Annotated in this window: 11 protein-coding genes and 1 tRNA gene; 8 read left to right on the top strand and 4 right to left on the bottom strand. The window is 34.5% G+C overall.

Translation table 11 applies throughout. The annotated features are described in order from the left end of the window. The gene (locus GJJ64_RS14610) at positions 1 to 2,037 is read right to left on the bottom strand and encodes a DUF3857 domain-containing protein (protein WP_154288508.1); all 2,037 of its coding nucleotides are present in this window, start codon (positions 2,035 to 2,037) and stop codon (positions 1 to 3) included. 106 nt (positions 2,038 to 2,143) lie between these two features. Between GJJ64_RS14610 and guaB the strand changes: the two genes are divergently transcribed. Beyond that, a complete protein-coding gene (gene guaB, locus GJJ64_RS14615; protein ID WP_154288509.1) occupies positions 2,144 to 3,613 on the top strand; it encodes an IMP dehydrogenase in 1,470 nt (489 codons plus the stop codon). A 66-nt stretch (positions 3,614 to 3,679) separates the two neighbouring features. Here guaB and GJJ64_RS14620 read toward each other — a convergent pair whose 3' ends face one another. After that, positions 3,680 to 4,135, bottom strand: a complete 456-nt coding sequence (locus tag GJJ64_RS14620; RefSeq protein WP_026903670.1) for an RrF2 family transcriptional regulator — start codon at positions 4,133 to 4,135, stop codon at positions 3,680 to 3,682. Positions 4,136 to 4,532: 397 nt separating this feature from the next. Here GJJ64_RS14620 and GJJ64_RS14625 point away from each other — a divergent pair, with 397 nt between their 5' ends. The 7 genes from GJJ64_RS14625 to GJJ64_RS14655 all read left to right on the top strand — a co-directional run bounded on the left by GJJ64_RS14625 (position 4,533) and on the right by GJJ64_RS14655 (position 14,580). Beyond that, positions 4,533 to 7,613, top strand: a complete 3,081-nt coding sequence (locus tag GJJ64_RS14625; protein WP_154288510.1) for a SusC/RagA family TonB-linked outer membrane protein — start codon at positions 4,533 to 4,535, stop codon at positions 7,611 to 7,613. Positions 7,614 to 7,624: 11 nt separating this feature from the next. Then, complete coding sequence (locus GJJ64_RS14630) at positions 7,625 to 8,995, top strand: RagB/SusD family nutrient uptake outer membrane protein (RefSeq protein WP_154288511.1); 1,371 nt, start codon at positions 7,625 to 7,627, stop codon at positions 8,993 to 8,995. An 11-nt stretch (positions 8,996 to 9,006) separates the two neighbouring features. Continuing rightward, complete coding sequence (locus GJJ64_RS14635; RefSeq protein ID WP_154288512.1) at positions 9,007 to 10,338, top strand: DoxX family protein; 1,332 nt, start codon at positions 9,007 to 9,009, stop codon at positions 10,336 to 10,338. Positions 10,339 to 10,355: 17 nt separating this feature from the next. Next, entirely contained in the window at positions 10,356 to 11,801 is a 1,446-nt protein-coding gene (locus GJJ64_RS14640) for a hypothetical protein (protein ID WP_154288513.1), read from the top strand. Positions 11,802 to 11,809: 8 nt separating this feature from the next. After that, positions 11,810 to 13,237 carry a phytoene desaturase family protein gene (locus GJJ64_RS14645; protein WP_154288514.1) on the top strand — a complete coding sequence of 476 codons (1,428 nt, stop codon included), beginning with the start codon at positions 11,810 to 11,812 and terminating at the stop codon, positions 13,235 to 13,237. 3 nt (positions 13,238 to 13,240) lie between these two features. Further along, positions 13,241 to 14,500, top strand: coding sequence for a YeiH family protein (locus GJJ64_RS14650; RefSeq protein WP_154288515.1), 1,260 nt, complete (start codon positions 13,241 to 13,243; stop codon positions 14,498 to 14,500). A 9-nt stretch (positions 14,501 to 14,509) separates the two neighbouring features. Continuing rightward, a tRNA-Cys gene (locus GJJ64_RS14655) sits at positions 14,510 to 14,580 on the top strand. Between the two features lie 4 nt (positions 14,581 to 14,584). Here the strand turns inward: GJJ64_RS14655 and GJJ64_RS14660 are convergent. After that, the gene (locus tag GJJ64_RS14660) at positions 14,585 to 15,748 is read right to left on the bottom strand and encodes a chromate transporter (protein WP_154288516.1); all 1,164 of its coding nucleotides are present in this window, start codon (positions 15,746 to 15,748) and stop codon (positions 14,585 to 14,587) included. A 9-nt stretch (positions 15,749 to 15,757) separates the two neighbouring features. Then, positions 15,758 to 16,282 carry a hypothetical protein gene (locus GJJ64_RS14665; RefSeq protein WP_229655551.1) on the bottom strand — a complete coding sequence of 175 codons (525 nt, stop codon included), beginning with the start codon at positions 16,280 to 16,282 and terminating at the stop codon, positions 15,758 to 15,760. Positions 16,283 to 16,310: the final 28 nt, after the last annotated feature.

Consider the following 16,310-nt stretch of genomic DNA (forward strand, 5'->3'; position numbering starts at 1 on the left):
TTATAATTTTTTTAATACAATCGGTTCAGATTGTTTATTTACAATATTTTTAAATAATTCTTTTAGTTCGAAATATCTTTCAGAAGGATAAACTATTCCACTTATAAGTATTTTGCTATTGATGAGAATTTGTTTGTCATTTTGTATCACTGTATAAGAAAATAAAGCAGAGTTGTCTTCTAATTTATACAAAATAGGTGTTGGTAGTTTTTCTAAGCTGTATCCATCTGGAATATTAAAAATAAATTTATAATTTTCTTCTTTAGGGGTAGCAAAGTCTACAGGGAAAAGGCGTTCATCAGATTTAAAAGGATTTTCTTTTGTACGTTCGAAAAGTAAAGGATTAAAATATAGTAGGTTTCCAGCTTCTTCTACCAAGTCATCAATTGTTACAGCCATAGTTTCAGCAAAAACGCCATCTATTTCTGAATTCTGATTTTTTAAATCATCAACTTTTAATCCGCTTTTATTTTTAGTATAATCTTTAATATAATCTTCTTTTGATGAATAACGGTCTAATTTAGTTTTTGCATAAAACGCTTCATAATTAGTCTTGTAGAGGTTTATACTTCCTGTTAATTGAGCATCATTGTTTAAAGTGAAAATATTAGTTATTGTCGTTTTAGAAGTTTTTTCAGGCTCTATAGGTATCCAAGTTCCTTCTTTTGATGTAAGATCAACCAGGAGTCCTTTATGGTTTAAAGCATCCTCATAGAAGCAATTGATAAAATAGTTTGGATTAGTGGCATCTAAGAAATAACGTTTATTATTAATATCTACAGCAGCTATAATGTAGTTAAATCTTGAGATAAGTGGAATGCCAGGGTGGCGACCGTTACTGCGGGTACTAATAAGTACTGGGTTTGCTTTAATATTAGCGCTATTTAATAAATTTATTAAGGTAAGATTAATATCAGAACAATTCCCATTCTTTTGATCAATGATGTTCTTAATAGATTTATGTGATGCATAAATACTTGTTTTTTCGTTCCATTTAATAGATTTTTTTAAGTAGTTATATATTTTTTGCATTTTAATCTCTGTAGAATCAGCTTCATTTATGAATCCACTAATTATATTTTTAGAGGAATTATTAACCTTAACAAGTTCTCCAAAAGATTCTAATTCCAATAGATTTTCTACTATTTTTTGCCAACTACTGGAATAATTTCTCATAATATCGTTAGGGAAAGTAGTAGATTGTAACTCAAAAGAGATTTTTGTAATATAGTCATCAGAGGTGGTAATAAATGGCTCATTTTTAAAAGCAAAAATGTTTTTAGCTACCCAAGTTCTTTTTGTCGCGTTACACATAAAGTTATAACTCTGACTTCTGTAGCTATCGCTAGAACTCGTTATACTACCGCTATGATTTTGTGAGATTACTTCATTATTCACTAAATCTAAATTCACTAAACTTTGACTGTTAAGTTTATACTGAAAATACTCAGGAATTGCTAATGTTAACTCGCTATGAAGTACAGGTATTTCATGCTGGAAATACCAACTTCTTAGATCATAAGTGTCTTCAGAGATAATTTCATATTTAATTTCAACTATTGTACCCGGTTGGATATTAGATAAAGTATACTTATTAATGGTCCAATAAGAATTATATTTATCTGTAAATTTTTCGTCTTTGAGAACTTTATTTTGAATTACTTTTTCTCCAACTATGTTGTAAGAGGCAACAGATACACTAGAAATTTCTTCTTTTAGGTTTGATGATTTATAGATGGGAATTTCAAAATTTGCATAATTGTAACCATCTTTAGATAGGATTTTTATTCTTTTATGCCTTGAAAATTTATAAACCCATCTTCCATTATTGTTTATAGAGAAAGAGATATCACCAATATCAAATAACATTACAGCATTGGCTAAGCTATCTTTCCCAGATGGTTTTTGTTTGAATTCTTCGATTTCAACTTTGCCAAATTTTACTTTAAGAGTTTGTTCTTGTGCGGATAATTGTTTTGATAAGCAAAAAGATAATATTGTTAAATAGAAACAAGTTTTGTGTAATTTTTTTAGCATAAAATGTTTTCATTGGTAAATCAGTACCTAATATAAAATATTTCTTTCAATCCCAAAAAAATAATCTACCTTTGTGCGGCAAATAAAGCACCCTAATTTATTTGCTATGCAATTAGATCCACATAAATTTTTAGCCGAAGGTTTAACCTATGATGATGTACTTTTAGTACCGGCTTATTCAGAAGTTTTACCGCGTGAAGTTGATACCTCAACTTACCTCACCAAGAAAATAAAGCTTAATGTTCCTATTGTTTCTGCGGCTATGGATACCGTTACAGATGCTAATCTAGCTATTGCTATAGCACAAGCAGGGGGAATTGGTATTCTACACAAAAACATGAGTATTGAAGCTCAGGCTGATGAAGTACGTAAAGTAAAAAGATCAGAAAGTGGGATGATACAAGACCCTGTTACTTTACAAGAAGATGCTAAAGTTGCTGATGCTTTTAAAATTATGAAAGAATACCAAATTGGCGGTATTCCGGTAGTTTCTGTTGATAATGTTTTGGTAGGTATCATCACCAATCGTGATTTACGCTTCCAGAAAGACATGAATCGTAAAATAACAGAAGTGATGACTAAAGATAATTTAGTTACAGCTCCAGAAGGTACAACATTAGCACAGGCCGAAATCATTTTACAAGATTATAAGATTGAGAAGCTTCCGGTTATCAATAAAGATGGTAAGCTAAGCGGGTTAATCACTTTTAAAGACATCCAAAAGTTTAAAAATTTCCCTAAAGCTTGTAAAGATGAGCATGGCCGTTTACGCGTAGGTGCAGCGGTTGGGGTTACGCCTGATGCTTTAGATCGTGTTAAAGCACTTGTTAAATCTGGTGTTGATGTTATTGCCATTGATACAGCCCATGGTCATTCTAAAGGAGTTATAGATAAACTGAAAGAAGTTAAAGCAGTTTTTCCTGACTTACAAGTTATAGCAGGTAATGTGGCCACAGCAGAAGGTGCTAAAGCTTTAGCTGATGCTGGTGCCGATGCTGTAAAAGTTGGTATTGGGCCGGGTTCCATTTGTACCACCAGAATTATTGCTGGTGTAGGTGTACCCCAATTATATGCTGTTTACGAAGCAGCAAAAGGTTTAGCAGGAACCGGAGTACCTGTAATTGCTGATGGTGGTATTAAGCATACTGGTGATATTGCGAAAGCCATTGCAGCAGGAGCAGGTTCTATTATGGCTGGGTCTTTATTTGCAGGGGTAGAAGAATCGCCAGGGGAGACCATCATTTATGAAGGTCGTAAGTTTAAATCTTACCGTGGTATGGGCTCAGTTGAGGCTATGGAGCAAGGTTCTAAAGATAGATATTTCCAAGATGTAGAGGATGACATTAAAAAGTTAGTGCCAGAAGGTATTGTGGGTCGTGTACCTTATAAAGGAACTTTAATGGAAGTGATGCACCAATACGTAGGTGGTTTAAGAGCAAGTATGGGTTATTGTGGTGCTAAAGATATCGAGACTTTACAAAAGGCAAAATTTGTGAAAATAACAGCTTCTGGTATCAGAGAATCTCACCCTCATGATATTACCATTACGAAAGAAGCTCCTAATTATAGTAGGTAGATTTTAGAAGTTGGCAGTCCGAGGACCGATGTCCGAAGATTGCCAATTATTAAAACGGTCGAAAACTCATAAACTTCGGTCTTCAGACTTCTGACTTAACATTTCTTTTTCTCTTCTTACTAAATCGGCAACACTGGTATTATCCATAATGCCTACGGTAGCTTCCCTTACTTTTTGCATCATTTCGCGTATACTGCAAGTAACTTCATCTTTACATTCCTCGCAACGCTGATAAAAATTTAAGCTTACGCAAGGTAATAGGGCAATTGGGCCATCTAATATTCTGATGATAGAAGATACCATAATTTCTGATGCTGGTTTCATCAAAAAATAACCACCGCCAGCACCCATTCTGCTGCCTAAAATTTGTCCGCGTTTTAAATCCAACAAAATAGCTTCTAAAAATCTTTTAGGTAAACCTTCATTTTTTGCAATTTCAGCAATCAGCATAGGTTTATTATCCTCATTTCTAGCTAATGCAATTAAAGCTTTTACTGCGTATTTAGTTTTTTTGGTTAACAAAACTTATTCTTTATTATGGGTAAGAATTAAAACTAATAAGAGCCTTAAATCTACTAAAATAACCCATTAATTAATAAAATTTGTTTGAATAGATTTTAAGAGTAAAATATATCTGTCTGTATTTAATGTTTTATATTATGGTCTTGAGCTTCTTATAAAGCTATTTAAATTTATAAACTATATAATCTATAAAATTTGTAGATTATTATTTTAATTTTATATTTGCATCAGAAAATTGATTTAAAATAAAACGCGGGAGGATTAAAATGATATGTTGATACATTAAAATAAAAAGGGGAACATGATAGCATATTCCCCAAGGCTTAAACTTAATCATGCAGGTTCTCAATTGGCGTTGTCGCCTGCATAAAATGTTCAATTAAACCATAGTAAAAGTATGCAAAATTATGAAAAAGCTATACAGTCTTTTTGTGTTATAGCTTTATACAAGAAAATCATATTATCTCTTCTTGTAATATTTACATCAGGCTATATACAAGCTCAAGTTCAAACCAAACCGCTCATTAATGCAACCTTAAGTGGTAAAGTAGTAGATGCGCAAACTAAAGAGCCATTGCCGGGTGCTTTAGTTCAATTGGAAGGTGTTACCCATAATGCACAAACAGATGCAGCAGGCAGGTTCAATTTTGTTACGGGTCAGAAGCTTCCAGTAACTTTAATCATAAGCTATTTAGGTTATCAAAAACTTAGGATTGTTGCAACTACAACCCCTATAACAATAGAATTACAAGAAGATAGAAGACAATTGAGTGATGTTGTTGTGGTAGGTTATGCCACACAAAATAGAAAAGACTTAATAGGTTCTGTTTCTAAAATTAATCCAACGGATGTTAAAACCATACCAGAAGTAAGCTTTGATGCCCAGTTGCAAGGTAAAGCAGCCGGAGTGCAAATTAGCAGTAATACAGGTGTGCCAGGTTCTGATATATTTATTAGGGTAAGAGGTGCTACTTCTATAAATGCTAGTAATGATCCTCTTTATGTAATAGATGGCGTATTTGTTAATAATGTAAGTCTTCAAAATATATCACAAGATAGAGGAACATCGCCTTTGGCCGACTTAAATCCGGCAGATATAGAAAGTATAGAGATTTTAAAAGACGCCACAGCAACTGCAATTTATGGTTCTAGAGGTGCTAATGGGGTAGTTATTGTTACTACAAAACGAGGTAATTACAGGCAAAAACCAAGTATCTCTTTTAACGCTTCCGAAGGTTTGGGTTGGGCTCCAGCTGATAGGGTTTGGAAAACAACTACAGGTGAACAACACGCTATATTGGTAAATGAGTATAGCAGGAATTCAGGTTTGCCAGAACCATTTAGACCTTCAAATCAGATTATTAATAATGTACCAGGAAGAGGCTTGCCACAAGATCAACCTACTTTCGATAGGATGTCCTTCTTAAATCGTACAGCGAATCTTAGAAATTATGATTTATCTGTTAATGGAGGTTCAGAAAAAACAAGATATTATTTAGGTGCTGGGTTTACAGATCAAGAATCTATTTGGAAGCCTATGGGTTTTGATAGAGCAAGCTTTAAAGTAAATCTAGATCAAAAATTAAATGATAAAATTACCATTGGTACAAGTAATAGCTTGTCTAAAAGCTATCGAGACCAAGCAAGACCTGCAAACGGTGGTAACGGAACGCTATTACAAGCATCTCTAAATATCCCAACCTACTTACCAATTTTTGCTGCAGATGGTTCGCCATTAAGGTGGGTAAATTTTGATAACATTGCTGTATTAACCAATACAGTTAATCTTTGGTCTAACAGCTACCATTATGTTGGTAATGTTTATCTGGATTATGATATCACACCCAAAATTAAGTTTCGTTCTACTTTTGGTGCTGATTATAATAATTATGAAGAGAACGAATATTGGGATACTCGAACAATTTTAGGAGCAAGTGGAGGTAGAGGTACTCAAAGTATTACACAATCTACAACGGTTATTAATGAGCAAACACTTTCTTATCGTAATCAATTAAAAGAACACAGTTTTGGTGTATTGATTGGTAATACTTTGCAAAGCGCTGAGATTAAAAACGTATCGGCTACGGGAACAAATTTCCCTAATAATTCTTATACACAAATATCATCAGCAGCTATACAAACGGCATCTCAGTTTACGACTAATAGTACTTTAGCATCGTTTTTCTCGAGGGCAGATTATAATTTCAAAAGAAAATATTTTTTCGAATTTACCATCAGGGCAGATGGTTCGTCAAGATTTGGAGAAAATAATAGATGGGGATATTTCCCTTCTGTTGGTGGGGCTTGGCGTATTCATGAAGAGAATTTCCTGAAAGATTTAAGCACCCTTTCTAATCTTAAATTAAGGGTAAGTTACGGTACAACTGGTAACCAAGGTGGGATAAATGATTTTGCATCTAATGGTTTATGGACAGGCGGTTTTGGCTATGCCGATGCTTTAGGAGGTGCAGAATTACCCGGAACTGCTCCTTTGCAAATTGCTAACCCTAATTTAAAGTGGGAAACAACCAGTCAGTTTAGTACAGGTTTAGATATAGGGTTGTTAAATGACAGAATTAATATAGAGTTTAACTATTATAATAAATATACCAGAGATGCGCTGCTCCTGGTTGCAACTCCGGCAACATCAGGTTTTTCTTCTTACATTACCAATTTTGGAGAAATTGGTAATAAAGGTTTTGAGTTAGGTATAAATTCTACCAATGTCAAGATTAAAAACTTTACTTGGAAAACAGATTTAAATCTGGCTCAAAATAAAAATACGATAGAAAGAATACCGGCTGATATCCCTTTTGCAGGAAGAGATTTAATAAGACTACAACAAGGAAAAGAGTTATACTCTTACTGGTTATATAAACAGCTTTATGTAGACTCTAATACTGGGGATGCCGTATTTGATGATTTTAATAAAGATGGTAGAATTACTGCTGATGACAGACAAATACTAGGAAGTACTTGGCCTAAATTATTTGGAGGGATTACGAATAATTTTAATTATAAAACCTTTGATTTAGGAGTGTTCTTTACTTTTTCTTATGGAAATAATCTATGGAACCATAATAGAATGTTGGGAGAAACAGGTGGTACGTTAGATGCTAACCGTATTTTGTTAGCAAGTCAGCTAAACCGTTGGACAAGCCCTGGCCAAGTTACTGATGTACCTAAATTAACAGCAGCTAATTACGCCAGACAAGAAAACAGTAGGTTTTTTGAGGATGCATCTTTTCTAAGGTTGCGTTCCTTAACCTTAGGATATACCCTGCCCAAAACACTTACAGCAAGAGCTAAAATAGATCAGCTAAGATTCTATGTAACGGGTAATAATCTGCTTCTGTTTACGAAGTATACTGGGGCTGATCCTGAATCTAATCTAGGAACAGGAAATATCCAAGGTTACGATTATGGTACACCTCCACAACCACGTACAGTTCAGTTTGGTTTAAATCTCACCCTTTAAATATGAGTATCATGAAACATTTAAAATATATATTATTCTCTTTTTCTATTTTATTGTCTTCTTGCGAGAATTTTTTAGAGACAGAGCCCTTAAATGCCGTATCAGATCTAGATCCTATTTATGATAAAGGTTCTAGCGAAACAGCTTTAAGAGGTGTTTATAGGCAATTAAGTTCTTCAGGTTATTACGGAGAAACTTATGTTACATTAGGTTTTTTTCCGAGTGCTGATATTAAAAATCTTACTACTGGCGGAGCTGCAAATTTAGTTAATATCAATTTCCGTACAGATGAGGTATTGTTTAATACAGCTTGGTCTGCTATTTATAATACGATAAACAGAGCTAATCATGTTATTACTAAAGTACCTTCAGTACAAGACCCTACGCTTACCACAAACCTAAAAAATCAGATTATAGGAGAAGCCAAGTTTATAAGAGCATTAGCCTATTTTGATTTGGCTAGAGCTTGGGGTGGTGTACAATTATTTTTAGAGCCTACGGTATCTTTACAAGAAAGGCCAAATATTAGAAGAAGTACTTTAGCCCAAACCTATGCGCAAGTACTAGCAGATTTACAAGATGCGGAAGCATTATTACCTGATGCGGTTAATAGAATAAGAGCCACAAAAAGAACAGTTTGGGCTTTAAGAGCGAGATTACACCTCTACAAAAAAGAATGGGCTTTAGCCGAGGAATATGCCACCAAGCTGATAGAAAAATCAGCAGATTATACCTTGGTTAAGCCTTATAGTGCTTGGTTTGCCAATAATGTTGTGGGTACCAGAGAGTCTATTTTTGAACTGCAATATAGCGCTATTAACCCTAATGCTACCAGAGCACAAATGCAACATCCTACCAGAGGTGGTACTTACAGGTATGCACCAAATGATAGATTTGTTTCACTTCTTAATAATCCAGCTATTGGCGGTGGAAGAAGTGCTTTAATCAGTAGTGTTGTACAAAATAATACCCGTATTTGGTTTGGTAATTTATATTATAGGTTACCAGCTACAGATCCTGCTTATATCTTTAGAATTTCAGAAATGTATTTAATAAGAGCAGAGGCAAGAGCTCAACAAAATAATTTAAGTATTACTAATGGTGCTTTAGCAGATTTAAATCTGGTAAGAGACAGGGCAGAACTTCCCGTTTCAATAGCGGTTACGCAGCAAGAAATATTACAAGCAATAGAAGAAGAGCGAAGGTATGAGTTTGCTTTTGAACCACACCGTTGGTTTGATTTAGCCAGAACCGGCAGGGCTAAAACAGTTTTAGAAGCTTTAGATAGCAATATTGAAGTGGAAGAGCATGAATATATTTTTCCTATTCCTGTGGCTCAGATTCAATTAGATAAAAATCTTGAACAAAACCCTGATTATTAATTATAAAACCTATGAGTTTTCTAAATATTTCAAATCATGATTCGTCCGACTGGAAAGGTTATGAAAAAATACTACTTAGATTTTTCTTTATTTACTTCTTTATCTTGGTTGTACCCATAGATTGGAAGTTTTATCAAGAACTTTTTAATATAAATTGGGCAACTTTTAACTTTTATAGTCTATTTAGTTTAACCAAATATGCTCCACAATTTTTTGGATTAGTAGGTTATCAGAATTGGCTTTTCGCTGGCTTCATAGCTACTCTAGCTACTATAATTTGGACTTTTAGCAATACTAATTGCAATTACGATAGTCTGTACTATTGGTTAAGGGTAATTTTGCGCTATCGTTTAGCTATTGGTATCATCGCTTATGGTTTTTTAAAGGTTTTTCCGCTACAAATGCCATTTCCTTCGCTAAGTAATATGCATACCAATTATGGTGATTTCTTAGCGTGGAAGATTTATTTTCATACGTTAGGTATCACTCAAGGCTATGAAATTTTTCTAGGTGCTATAGAAGTAGTAGCTGGTATACTCTTGTTATTTAGAAGAACCACCACTTTTGGCGCAGGTATTATTGCCGGTTTTACAGGAAATGTTTTTGCAGCTAATATAGCTTACGATGCTAGCGAAGAGGTTTATAGTTTATATTTAGTTGTGATAGCATTATTTTTATTGATTTATGATGCTAAGCGACTTTACAGCTTATTGGTTTTAGAGCAATACACCATAGCCAGCAAGTTTGAGCCTATTTATACTACTCTTGGGTTTAAAAGATTAAGAACAATATTAAAAGTATCTGTATTTATATTTCTCATAGTCTTGGGAGTAAGCACTTGTGCTAATTATATTCAAGAGCCATATAAATTGCCTAAAACAACAGGTTTAAAAGGAACTTATGGCTTTTATAATGTAAGAGAGTTTAAGTACAATGGCGTAGTTATTCCTTACACTACCTCAGATACAAATAGATGGCAAAATGTTGTTTTTGAAAAATGGGCTACTATAAGCATTAAAATTGCTAAACCAGTAAAAATAGATACTTCTTTCGGGGATGTTTATCAAATCAATGATATAGATAGAAATTTCGAATCGGCTGGTGTTGGAGGCAGACATTATTTTGCCTATCAGGCAGATACTGTTTCTAAAAAGCTCTCCCTACAAAATAAAAACAAAAACCACGCTTCAGAAAAATTTCAGTTAAGTTATCGCTTTTTAAATGATTCTACTTTGGTTTTAAGCGGTGTAAATGAGAAGAAAGATTCTGTTTATGCTGTTTTAGATAAAATAAACAGGAAGTATATGTTATTAGAAGGCAGAAGAAAATCTGTTAAACTATAACCCCAACATCAATCAAAATGAATACAACAGATATATTTTTAGAAAACAAAGAACCTGTTTGGTCAGCCTTTGAAAAATGGGCTTTTAGGGTGTCATTTATTTTTTTCTTCCTGCTCATAGTGCCTTTAGAGCTAGATTACTATAAAGGATGGTTCACTACGGATTGGGCCAATTTACATATTAGAGATATTGGGAGGTTGAGCGGTTCTTCCTTTAATCCCATTAAAATTAAACCTCTTTTTGACGGAGCGGCTGATAAAGGCTCTTTAAAAGATGCCAATACTTATTTTTTAACGATAACTGCTAAAGAAGGAATTTATGGATTAGCAAGCTATATCAACTGGTTTTTAGCTTTAGGTATTGGGATAATTGGGGCCTTTATTTGGGGCCTTTTAGATCAAAAGCGTCAGCATTACAGAAATTTATACTATTTCTTATTGGTAGGTGTAAGTTATGCCATGCTGATTAAACTGCAAGGTTTAACTTTTTCTAAGGTCTTTCCTACACAGATGCCAGATTTAGCCTTAACGCAGTTGAATACACCTTTTGGCGATTTTACTGCTCAAAAGCTGTATTGGATACAATTTAGCTTTGTTCATGGTTATGAAGTTTTTGCGGGCTTAGCCGAGCTTCTGATCATGCTTTTTCTACTTTTTAAGCCTACCAGAGCAGTTGGGGCGGCTTTATCTTTAGCAATGATTGGTAATATAACTTTTGCTAATCATGCTTATGATGGTGGCATACACTTGGCTGCTGCTTTTTTTACTTTAGGTGGTGCATTTGTACTATGGCCTTATCTTAAAAATATCTGGACTTTACTTGTTCTCCAAAAAGATGTTAAGCCTAATTTATACTACCACGATTTTAAAACACCTCTACAAAAGTACTTTAGAATAGCTTTTAAAAGCTTTGTATTCCTGTTCTTTTTTGTATTGAGTGCTTATTTACATTGGCATAATTATAAATACGATTCTTATAAAGTACCATCAAGACCCGGTTTAGCGGACTCAAGAGGTTTGTATGATGTAACAGAGTTTAAAGTGAATAATAAAATTGTCCCATATTCTCCGGTTGATTCAGTAAGATGGCAAAATGTAACTTTTGAAAAATGGTCTACCATGTCTTATACCGTTTTTAATACCTTCTTAATTCATGGAGAAGCAGGCAGAGGAAAACAATTTAAAGATATTGATAGAACCTATGAATCTGCCGGGACAGGTGGCGGCAGAAGACATTTTTATTATGAAGCTGATACTATTAAAAAGACGATTACTTTCCAAAGTAAGAATAAAGTATATAAGGATGAAAATTTTACCCTTCATTACCAAAGACCATCAGCTAACAGAATCATATTATGGGGTAAAAACCAGTATAAAGACTCTATTTATGTGGTTTTAGATAAAAGAGACAAAGTTTATCCGCTATATGCTGGCAAAAAAGAAAATTTGGTTGTAACACCTTAATCTGTAAGATGAAATACGATGCTATTATAGTTGGTTCGGGACCCAATGGTTTAGCTGCAGCAATAACGCTGCAGCAAGCCGGGGTTTCTGTTTTGTTGTTAGAAGGTAAAGATACCATTGGCGGTGGCTTGCGTACACAAGAGTTAACTTTGCCAGGGTTTAAACATGATGTGTGTTCGGCTATTCATCCCATGGCAATGGGTTCACCTTTTTTTTCGAAATTACCTTTAGCAAAACACGGACTGCAGTTTATTCAAGCTCCGCTAGCAGCAGCCCATCCTTTTGATGATGGAAAGGCCGCTTTTTTATCAAAATCTATTGAGGAAACCGCATCTTATTTAGGTAAGGATAAAGAAACCTACTTAAAACTTATCCAGCCCGTTGTTAACCACTGGGATGAAATAGCAGAAGATACCATGGGGCCTTTAAGCTTTCCATCGCATCCTTTTTTGTTGGCTCAGTTTGGTTTAAATGCTATCAGATCTGCTAATGCTATAGCTGCTAAATTTAAAACAAAAGAGGCTAAGGGTTTATGGGGCGGAATGTCTGCACATGCCATACAACCTTTATGTAACTGGGCTTCGGCAGCTATTGGTTTAATTTTATCTGCTGTAGGGCATAAACATGGCTGGCCTATTCCTAAAGGTGGCTCGCAAGCTATTGCAAATGCGTTAGCATCTTATTTTATTTCTTTAGGAGGTCAAATAGAAACAGGCATTATGGTTAAAAATATTAAAGAGTTGCCGCCACATCGGGTTGTATTGTTTGATGTAACGCCTAAACAACTTATAAGCATTGCAGGAGCAGAGTTTTCTAGTCTTTACAAATGGCAATTAGAACGCTACCGACATGGTATGGGAGTTTTCAAAGTAGACTGGGCTTTAAGCGAGCCTACACCATTTACTGCCGATGCTTGTAAAAAAGCTGCCACGGTACATTTAGGTAATACTTATCAAGAGATAGAAAGTTCAGAATTAAGCTCGTCTCAAGGTATCCACCCAGAAAAGCCCTTTGTTTTATTCTCTCAACAAAGTTTATTTGATAAAAGTAGAGCACCAGAAGGAAAACATACCGCATGGGCTTATTGCCACGTTCCGCATGGCTCTACTAAGGATATGACTGATGCTATAGAAAATCAGATAGAGCGTTTTGCACCTGGTTTTAAGGATACTATTTTAGCAAAACATCGTATGAATACTGTACAAATGGAAGCATATAATCCTAATTATATTGGTGGTGATATTAATGGTGGAATCATTGATTTGGCTCAATTGTATACGAGGCCAGCAGTAAAAATTTCGCCTTATCGTACATCATCTAAAAGAATTTATATATGTTCTTCATCAACACCGCCCGGCGGTGGTGTGCATGGTATGTGTGGTTATCATGCAGCAAAAACTGTTTTAAGTGATATTTATAAAATCAATTTATTATAAAATATGTCGAAAATTAAAAAAGAATGGGTTCATGAAGATTGGGCTGTTGTTATTTTAGGAGCAAGCATCATTGTTATTTCGCTTCTTGGCTTTTTATTACCAGTTCCTAATTTCAATTGGGAATCTTTATCCGTATTAAATACAGATATCTTTAATCCCAAAAATTTAGAAATACTACTTATACAGTTTGTATTGGTAATAGCGGTTGCTATGCTAGGAGCTTTTCTTACCGGAAAATCTATTAAACATTTACTTATTGTTTTTCCAGTGGTGTATTTGTTAACAATTCTTGCTCTTTTATTGGCAGGAAATGATTTTGTAAAATCTATAAATTTAGAGGCTGTTATTTTTAGTTTATCTATTGGATTGCTTATCGGTAATTTTTTTAAAATACCAGCTTGGTTTAGGGCAGCGTTAGCTACAGAGCTTTACGTGAAAATTGGTTTAGTTTTATTAGGTACCAGTGTTATTTTTTCTGATATCCTAAAAGCTGGCTCTCTAGGATTAGTACAAGCGTTATTGGTGGTATTATCTGTTTGGTATTTTGCTTTCTGGCTTTGTAAAAAGCTTAAAATAGATCAAGAGTTAACCATGATGATTTCTAGTGCAGTATCCATTTGCGGGGTTTCAGCAGCTATTGCAACATCTGGCGCTATTCAGGGTAATTCTAAGAAATTGTCTTATGTAATTTCTATGGTATTAATCACAGCTATCCCGATGATGATTTTCATGCCTTACCTAGCTCAATATCTCGGTTTATCTCAAGAAGTAACAGGTGCTTGGCTTGGTGGAAGTATTGATACCACCGGGGCGGTTGTTGCATCGGGTTCTTTGGTGGGCGAGGAAGCCTTAAAAATAAGTACTATAGTGAAGTTCTCTCAGAATGTACTGCTAGGTTTAGCCGCTTTTGCCATCAGTATTTATTGGTCTTTTATACAAACCAAAAATAATGAAGCAGGAAGACCAGAAAAACCAACCTTAAAAATTATTTGGGATAGGTTTCCTAAGTTTGTTATTGGTTTTATAGCTGCATCTTTAATTTTCTCCTTTTTAGTACCTACAGAAACGGTGTCTACCGTGAAGGGGAGTTTAAAAAATCTTCAGGGATTATGGTTTGCTTTAGCTTTTACCAGTATTGGCTTAGAAACAAATTTTAAAGATTTATTTGCCGAAAATAGTAAACAACCGTTTTATGCTTTTTTAATAGCACAAGCATTTAATATAGTGGTAACGCTAGTGATTGCTTACTTTTTGTTTGGATAAATTTAATAAAGCCGGGTGGCCGAGTGGTGAGGTAGGGGTCTGCAAAACCTTTTACAGCGGTTCGAATCCGCTCCCGGCGTCTATTTAAAACAAATTCTTAATCACAAGACCAATAAGTGCCGCTATTAAAATGATATGAGGTTCCTTTAGTTTTTTGAAATACATTAATCCTAAAACGGATGCAAAAGCTATCATCACAGTAGTTAAATCTATTATAGAGCGACTAGCAATTACAATAACCGAACCCACCAAGGCACCAATAACTGTTGCAGTAATGCCATCAACAAAAAGTTTAATTTGCTGATTTTGAGAAATCTTTTTGAAAGAGGGTGCTAGTAAGATGGTGAACAAATAGCAAGGTAAAAAGGTGGCTCCTGCAGCAACAGAAGCTCCTGAGAAACCAGCAACCAAATAACCTATAAAACCTACGGTAATAACTACTGGTCCGGGGGTAATCATAGCAACGGCAACGGCATCAACAAATTCATTTTCTGTTAACCATTTATATTCTTGCACCACACCGGCATGTAGAAAAGGAACGATGGCTAAACCACTACCAAAAACAAAAGCTCCGGCTTTTAAGAAAAATAAGGCCATTTTAGGTAAAGTGCCTTTTGCATAGGTAATTATAGGTAAGAAGTAAAACGCAATAACGGGTAAACTTGCTGTTTTTTGTAGCTTTTTTGGCTTAGCTTTTACCAACATATAAATCAACCCTGTTAAAATGAATAATAGAATTTCTTCTCGCTGTAAGACAATTGTACTAACAGCGCCAACTAAATAAAACACCCATAAAAGCCAGTTATCTTGTAAACCTTTAAGGTTGATTTTACTAATAGATTTGATGGTTAATTTATAAGCACTTAATGCAATAATACCTATAACAGCAGCACTAACACCATAAAAAACAGCTTGCATCCAAGCTAAACCACTGTAAAGCTTATAGGCAACACCTAAAGTGAGTACCATTAAAAAGGAGGGTAGTACAAAGGCCAAACCTACTAATGTTGCACCTAATATTCTGTAATGTACAAAGCCTAAATAAATACCTAGCTGTGCTGCTAGTGGTCCTGGGGCTAACTGTGCTAAGGCCAAGCCTTCTTTATATTCTTCCTGAGAAATCCATTTTTTGTCCTCCACTAAATCTCTTTGCATGTATTCTACCAAAGCTACAGGTCCTCCAAAGCCCCAAGTGCCAAGTTTGAAGAAATAAATAACAATATCTTTAAGTGTGTATTTTTTTTGCATTATATGTATTTAAAAACCAATTCCAAATTGAAAAGCTACAGTAGCAGAAGCCGGATTATTGTTACCAAATCTTACAGGTAATGGCATGGCTATAAAATAATTGCTGTGTTTATTTTTCTTAATTACTTTATTAAGGATGGGTGTAAAACCGTACCTACCAGAAGTTTCAAAAGCTATCCGGTTAACCAAAGTAAAGCCATGTTTAAGTTTTAGCAATATACCAGGGTGAATGAGGATATTGTTAGCTCTACTTAGGCCGTTTTCTGTTCTAATAAACGGAACGATTTCAAAAGAAAAGCCTATTTTTTCTGTTTTCCAGATATTAATACCCGTTGGCATCCCAACTACATAATAATCAGTAAAATTGGTATGTAAACCATCATTATTTAAAGTAGCTATTGGGTGTAGAATGCCTACATAACCCGTTATTTTAGGAAATGTAGTCTGATTTTCCTGCGTATAAGCATCCAAAATAAAACAAACGCTAATTAATATCAGGCTTAAAGCCGATTTTAAATAAATACAGTATTTCATGATATCTTTTTTGTGCAAGAATAAAGGC

It is taken from the genome of Pedobacter puniceum, from assembly GCF_009674685.1.
GTDB classification, from domain to species: domain Bacteria; phylum Bacteroidota; class Bacteroidia; order Sphingobacteriales; family Sphingobacteriaceae; genus Pseudopedobacter; species Pseudopedobacter puniceum.

What these genes read in the sequence shown, in the direction of transcription:
- GJJ64_RS14610 (WP_154288508.1), bottom strand. Translation starts at nt 2,037, where the DNA reads ATGCTAAAAAAATTACACAAAACTTGTTTCTATTTAACAATATTATCT.
- guaB (WP_154288509.1), top strand. Translation starts at nt 2,144, where the DNA reads ATGCAATTAGATCCACATAAATTTTTAGCCGAAGGTTTAACCTATGAT.
- GJJ64_RS14625 (WP_154288510.1), top strand. Translation starts at nt 4,533, where the DNA reads ATGCAAAATTATGAAAAAGCTATACAGTCTTTTTGTGTTATAGCTTTA.
- GJJ64_RS14630 (WP_154288511.1), top strand. Translation starts at nt 7,625, where the DNA reads ATGAAACATTTAAAATATATATTATTCTCTTTTTCTATTTTATTGTCT.
- GJJ64_RS14635 (WP_154288512.1), top strand. Translation starts at nt 9,007, where the DNA reads ATGAGTTTTCTAAATATTTCAAATCATGATTCGTCCGACTGGAAAGGT.
- GJJ64_RS14640 (WP_154288513.1), top strand. Translation starts at nt 10,356, where the DNA reads ATGAATACAACAGATATATTTTTAGAAAACAAAGAACCTGTTTGGTCA.
- GJJ64_RS14645 (WP_154288514.1), top strand. Translation starts at nt 11,810, where the DNA reads ATGAAATACGATGCTATTATAGTTGGTTCGGGACCCAATGGTTTAGCT.
- GJJ64_RS14650 (WP_154288515.1), top strand. Translation starts at nt 13,241, where the DNA reads ATGTCGAAAATTAAAAAAGAATGGGTTCATGAAGATTGGGCTGTTGTT.
- GJJ64_RS14660 (WP_154288516.1), bottom strand. Translation starts at nt 15,748, where the DNA reads ATGCAAAAAAAATACACACTTAAAGATATTGTTATTTATTTCTTCAAA.
- GJJ64_RS14665 (WP_229655551.1), bottom strand. Translation starts at nt 16,282, where the DNA reads ATGAAATACTGTATTTATTTAAAATCGGCTTTAAGCCTGATATTAATT.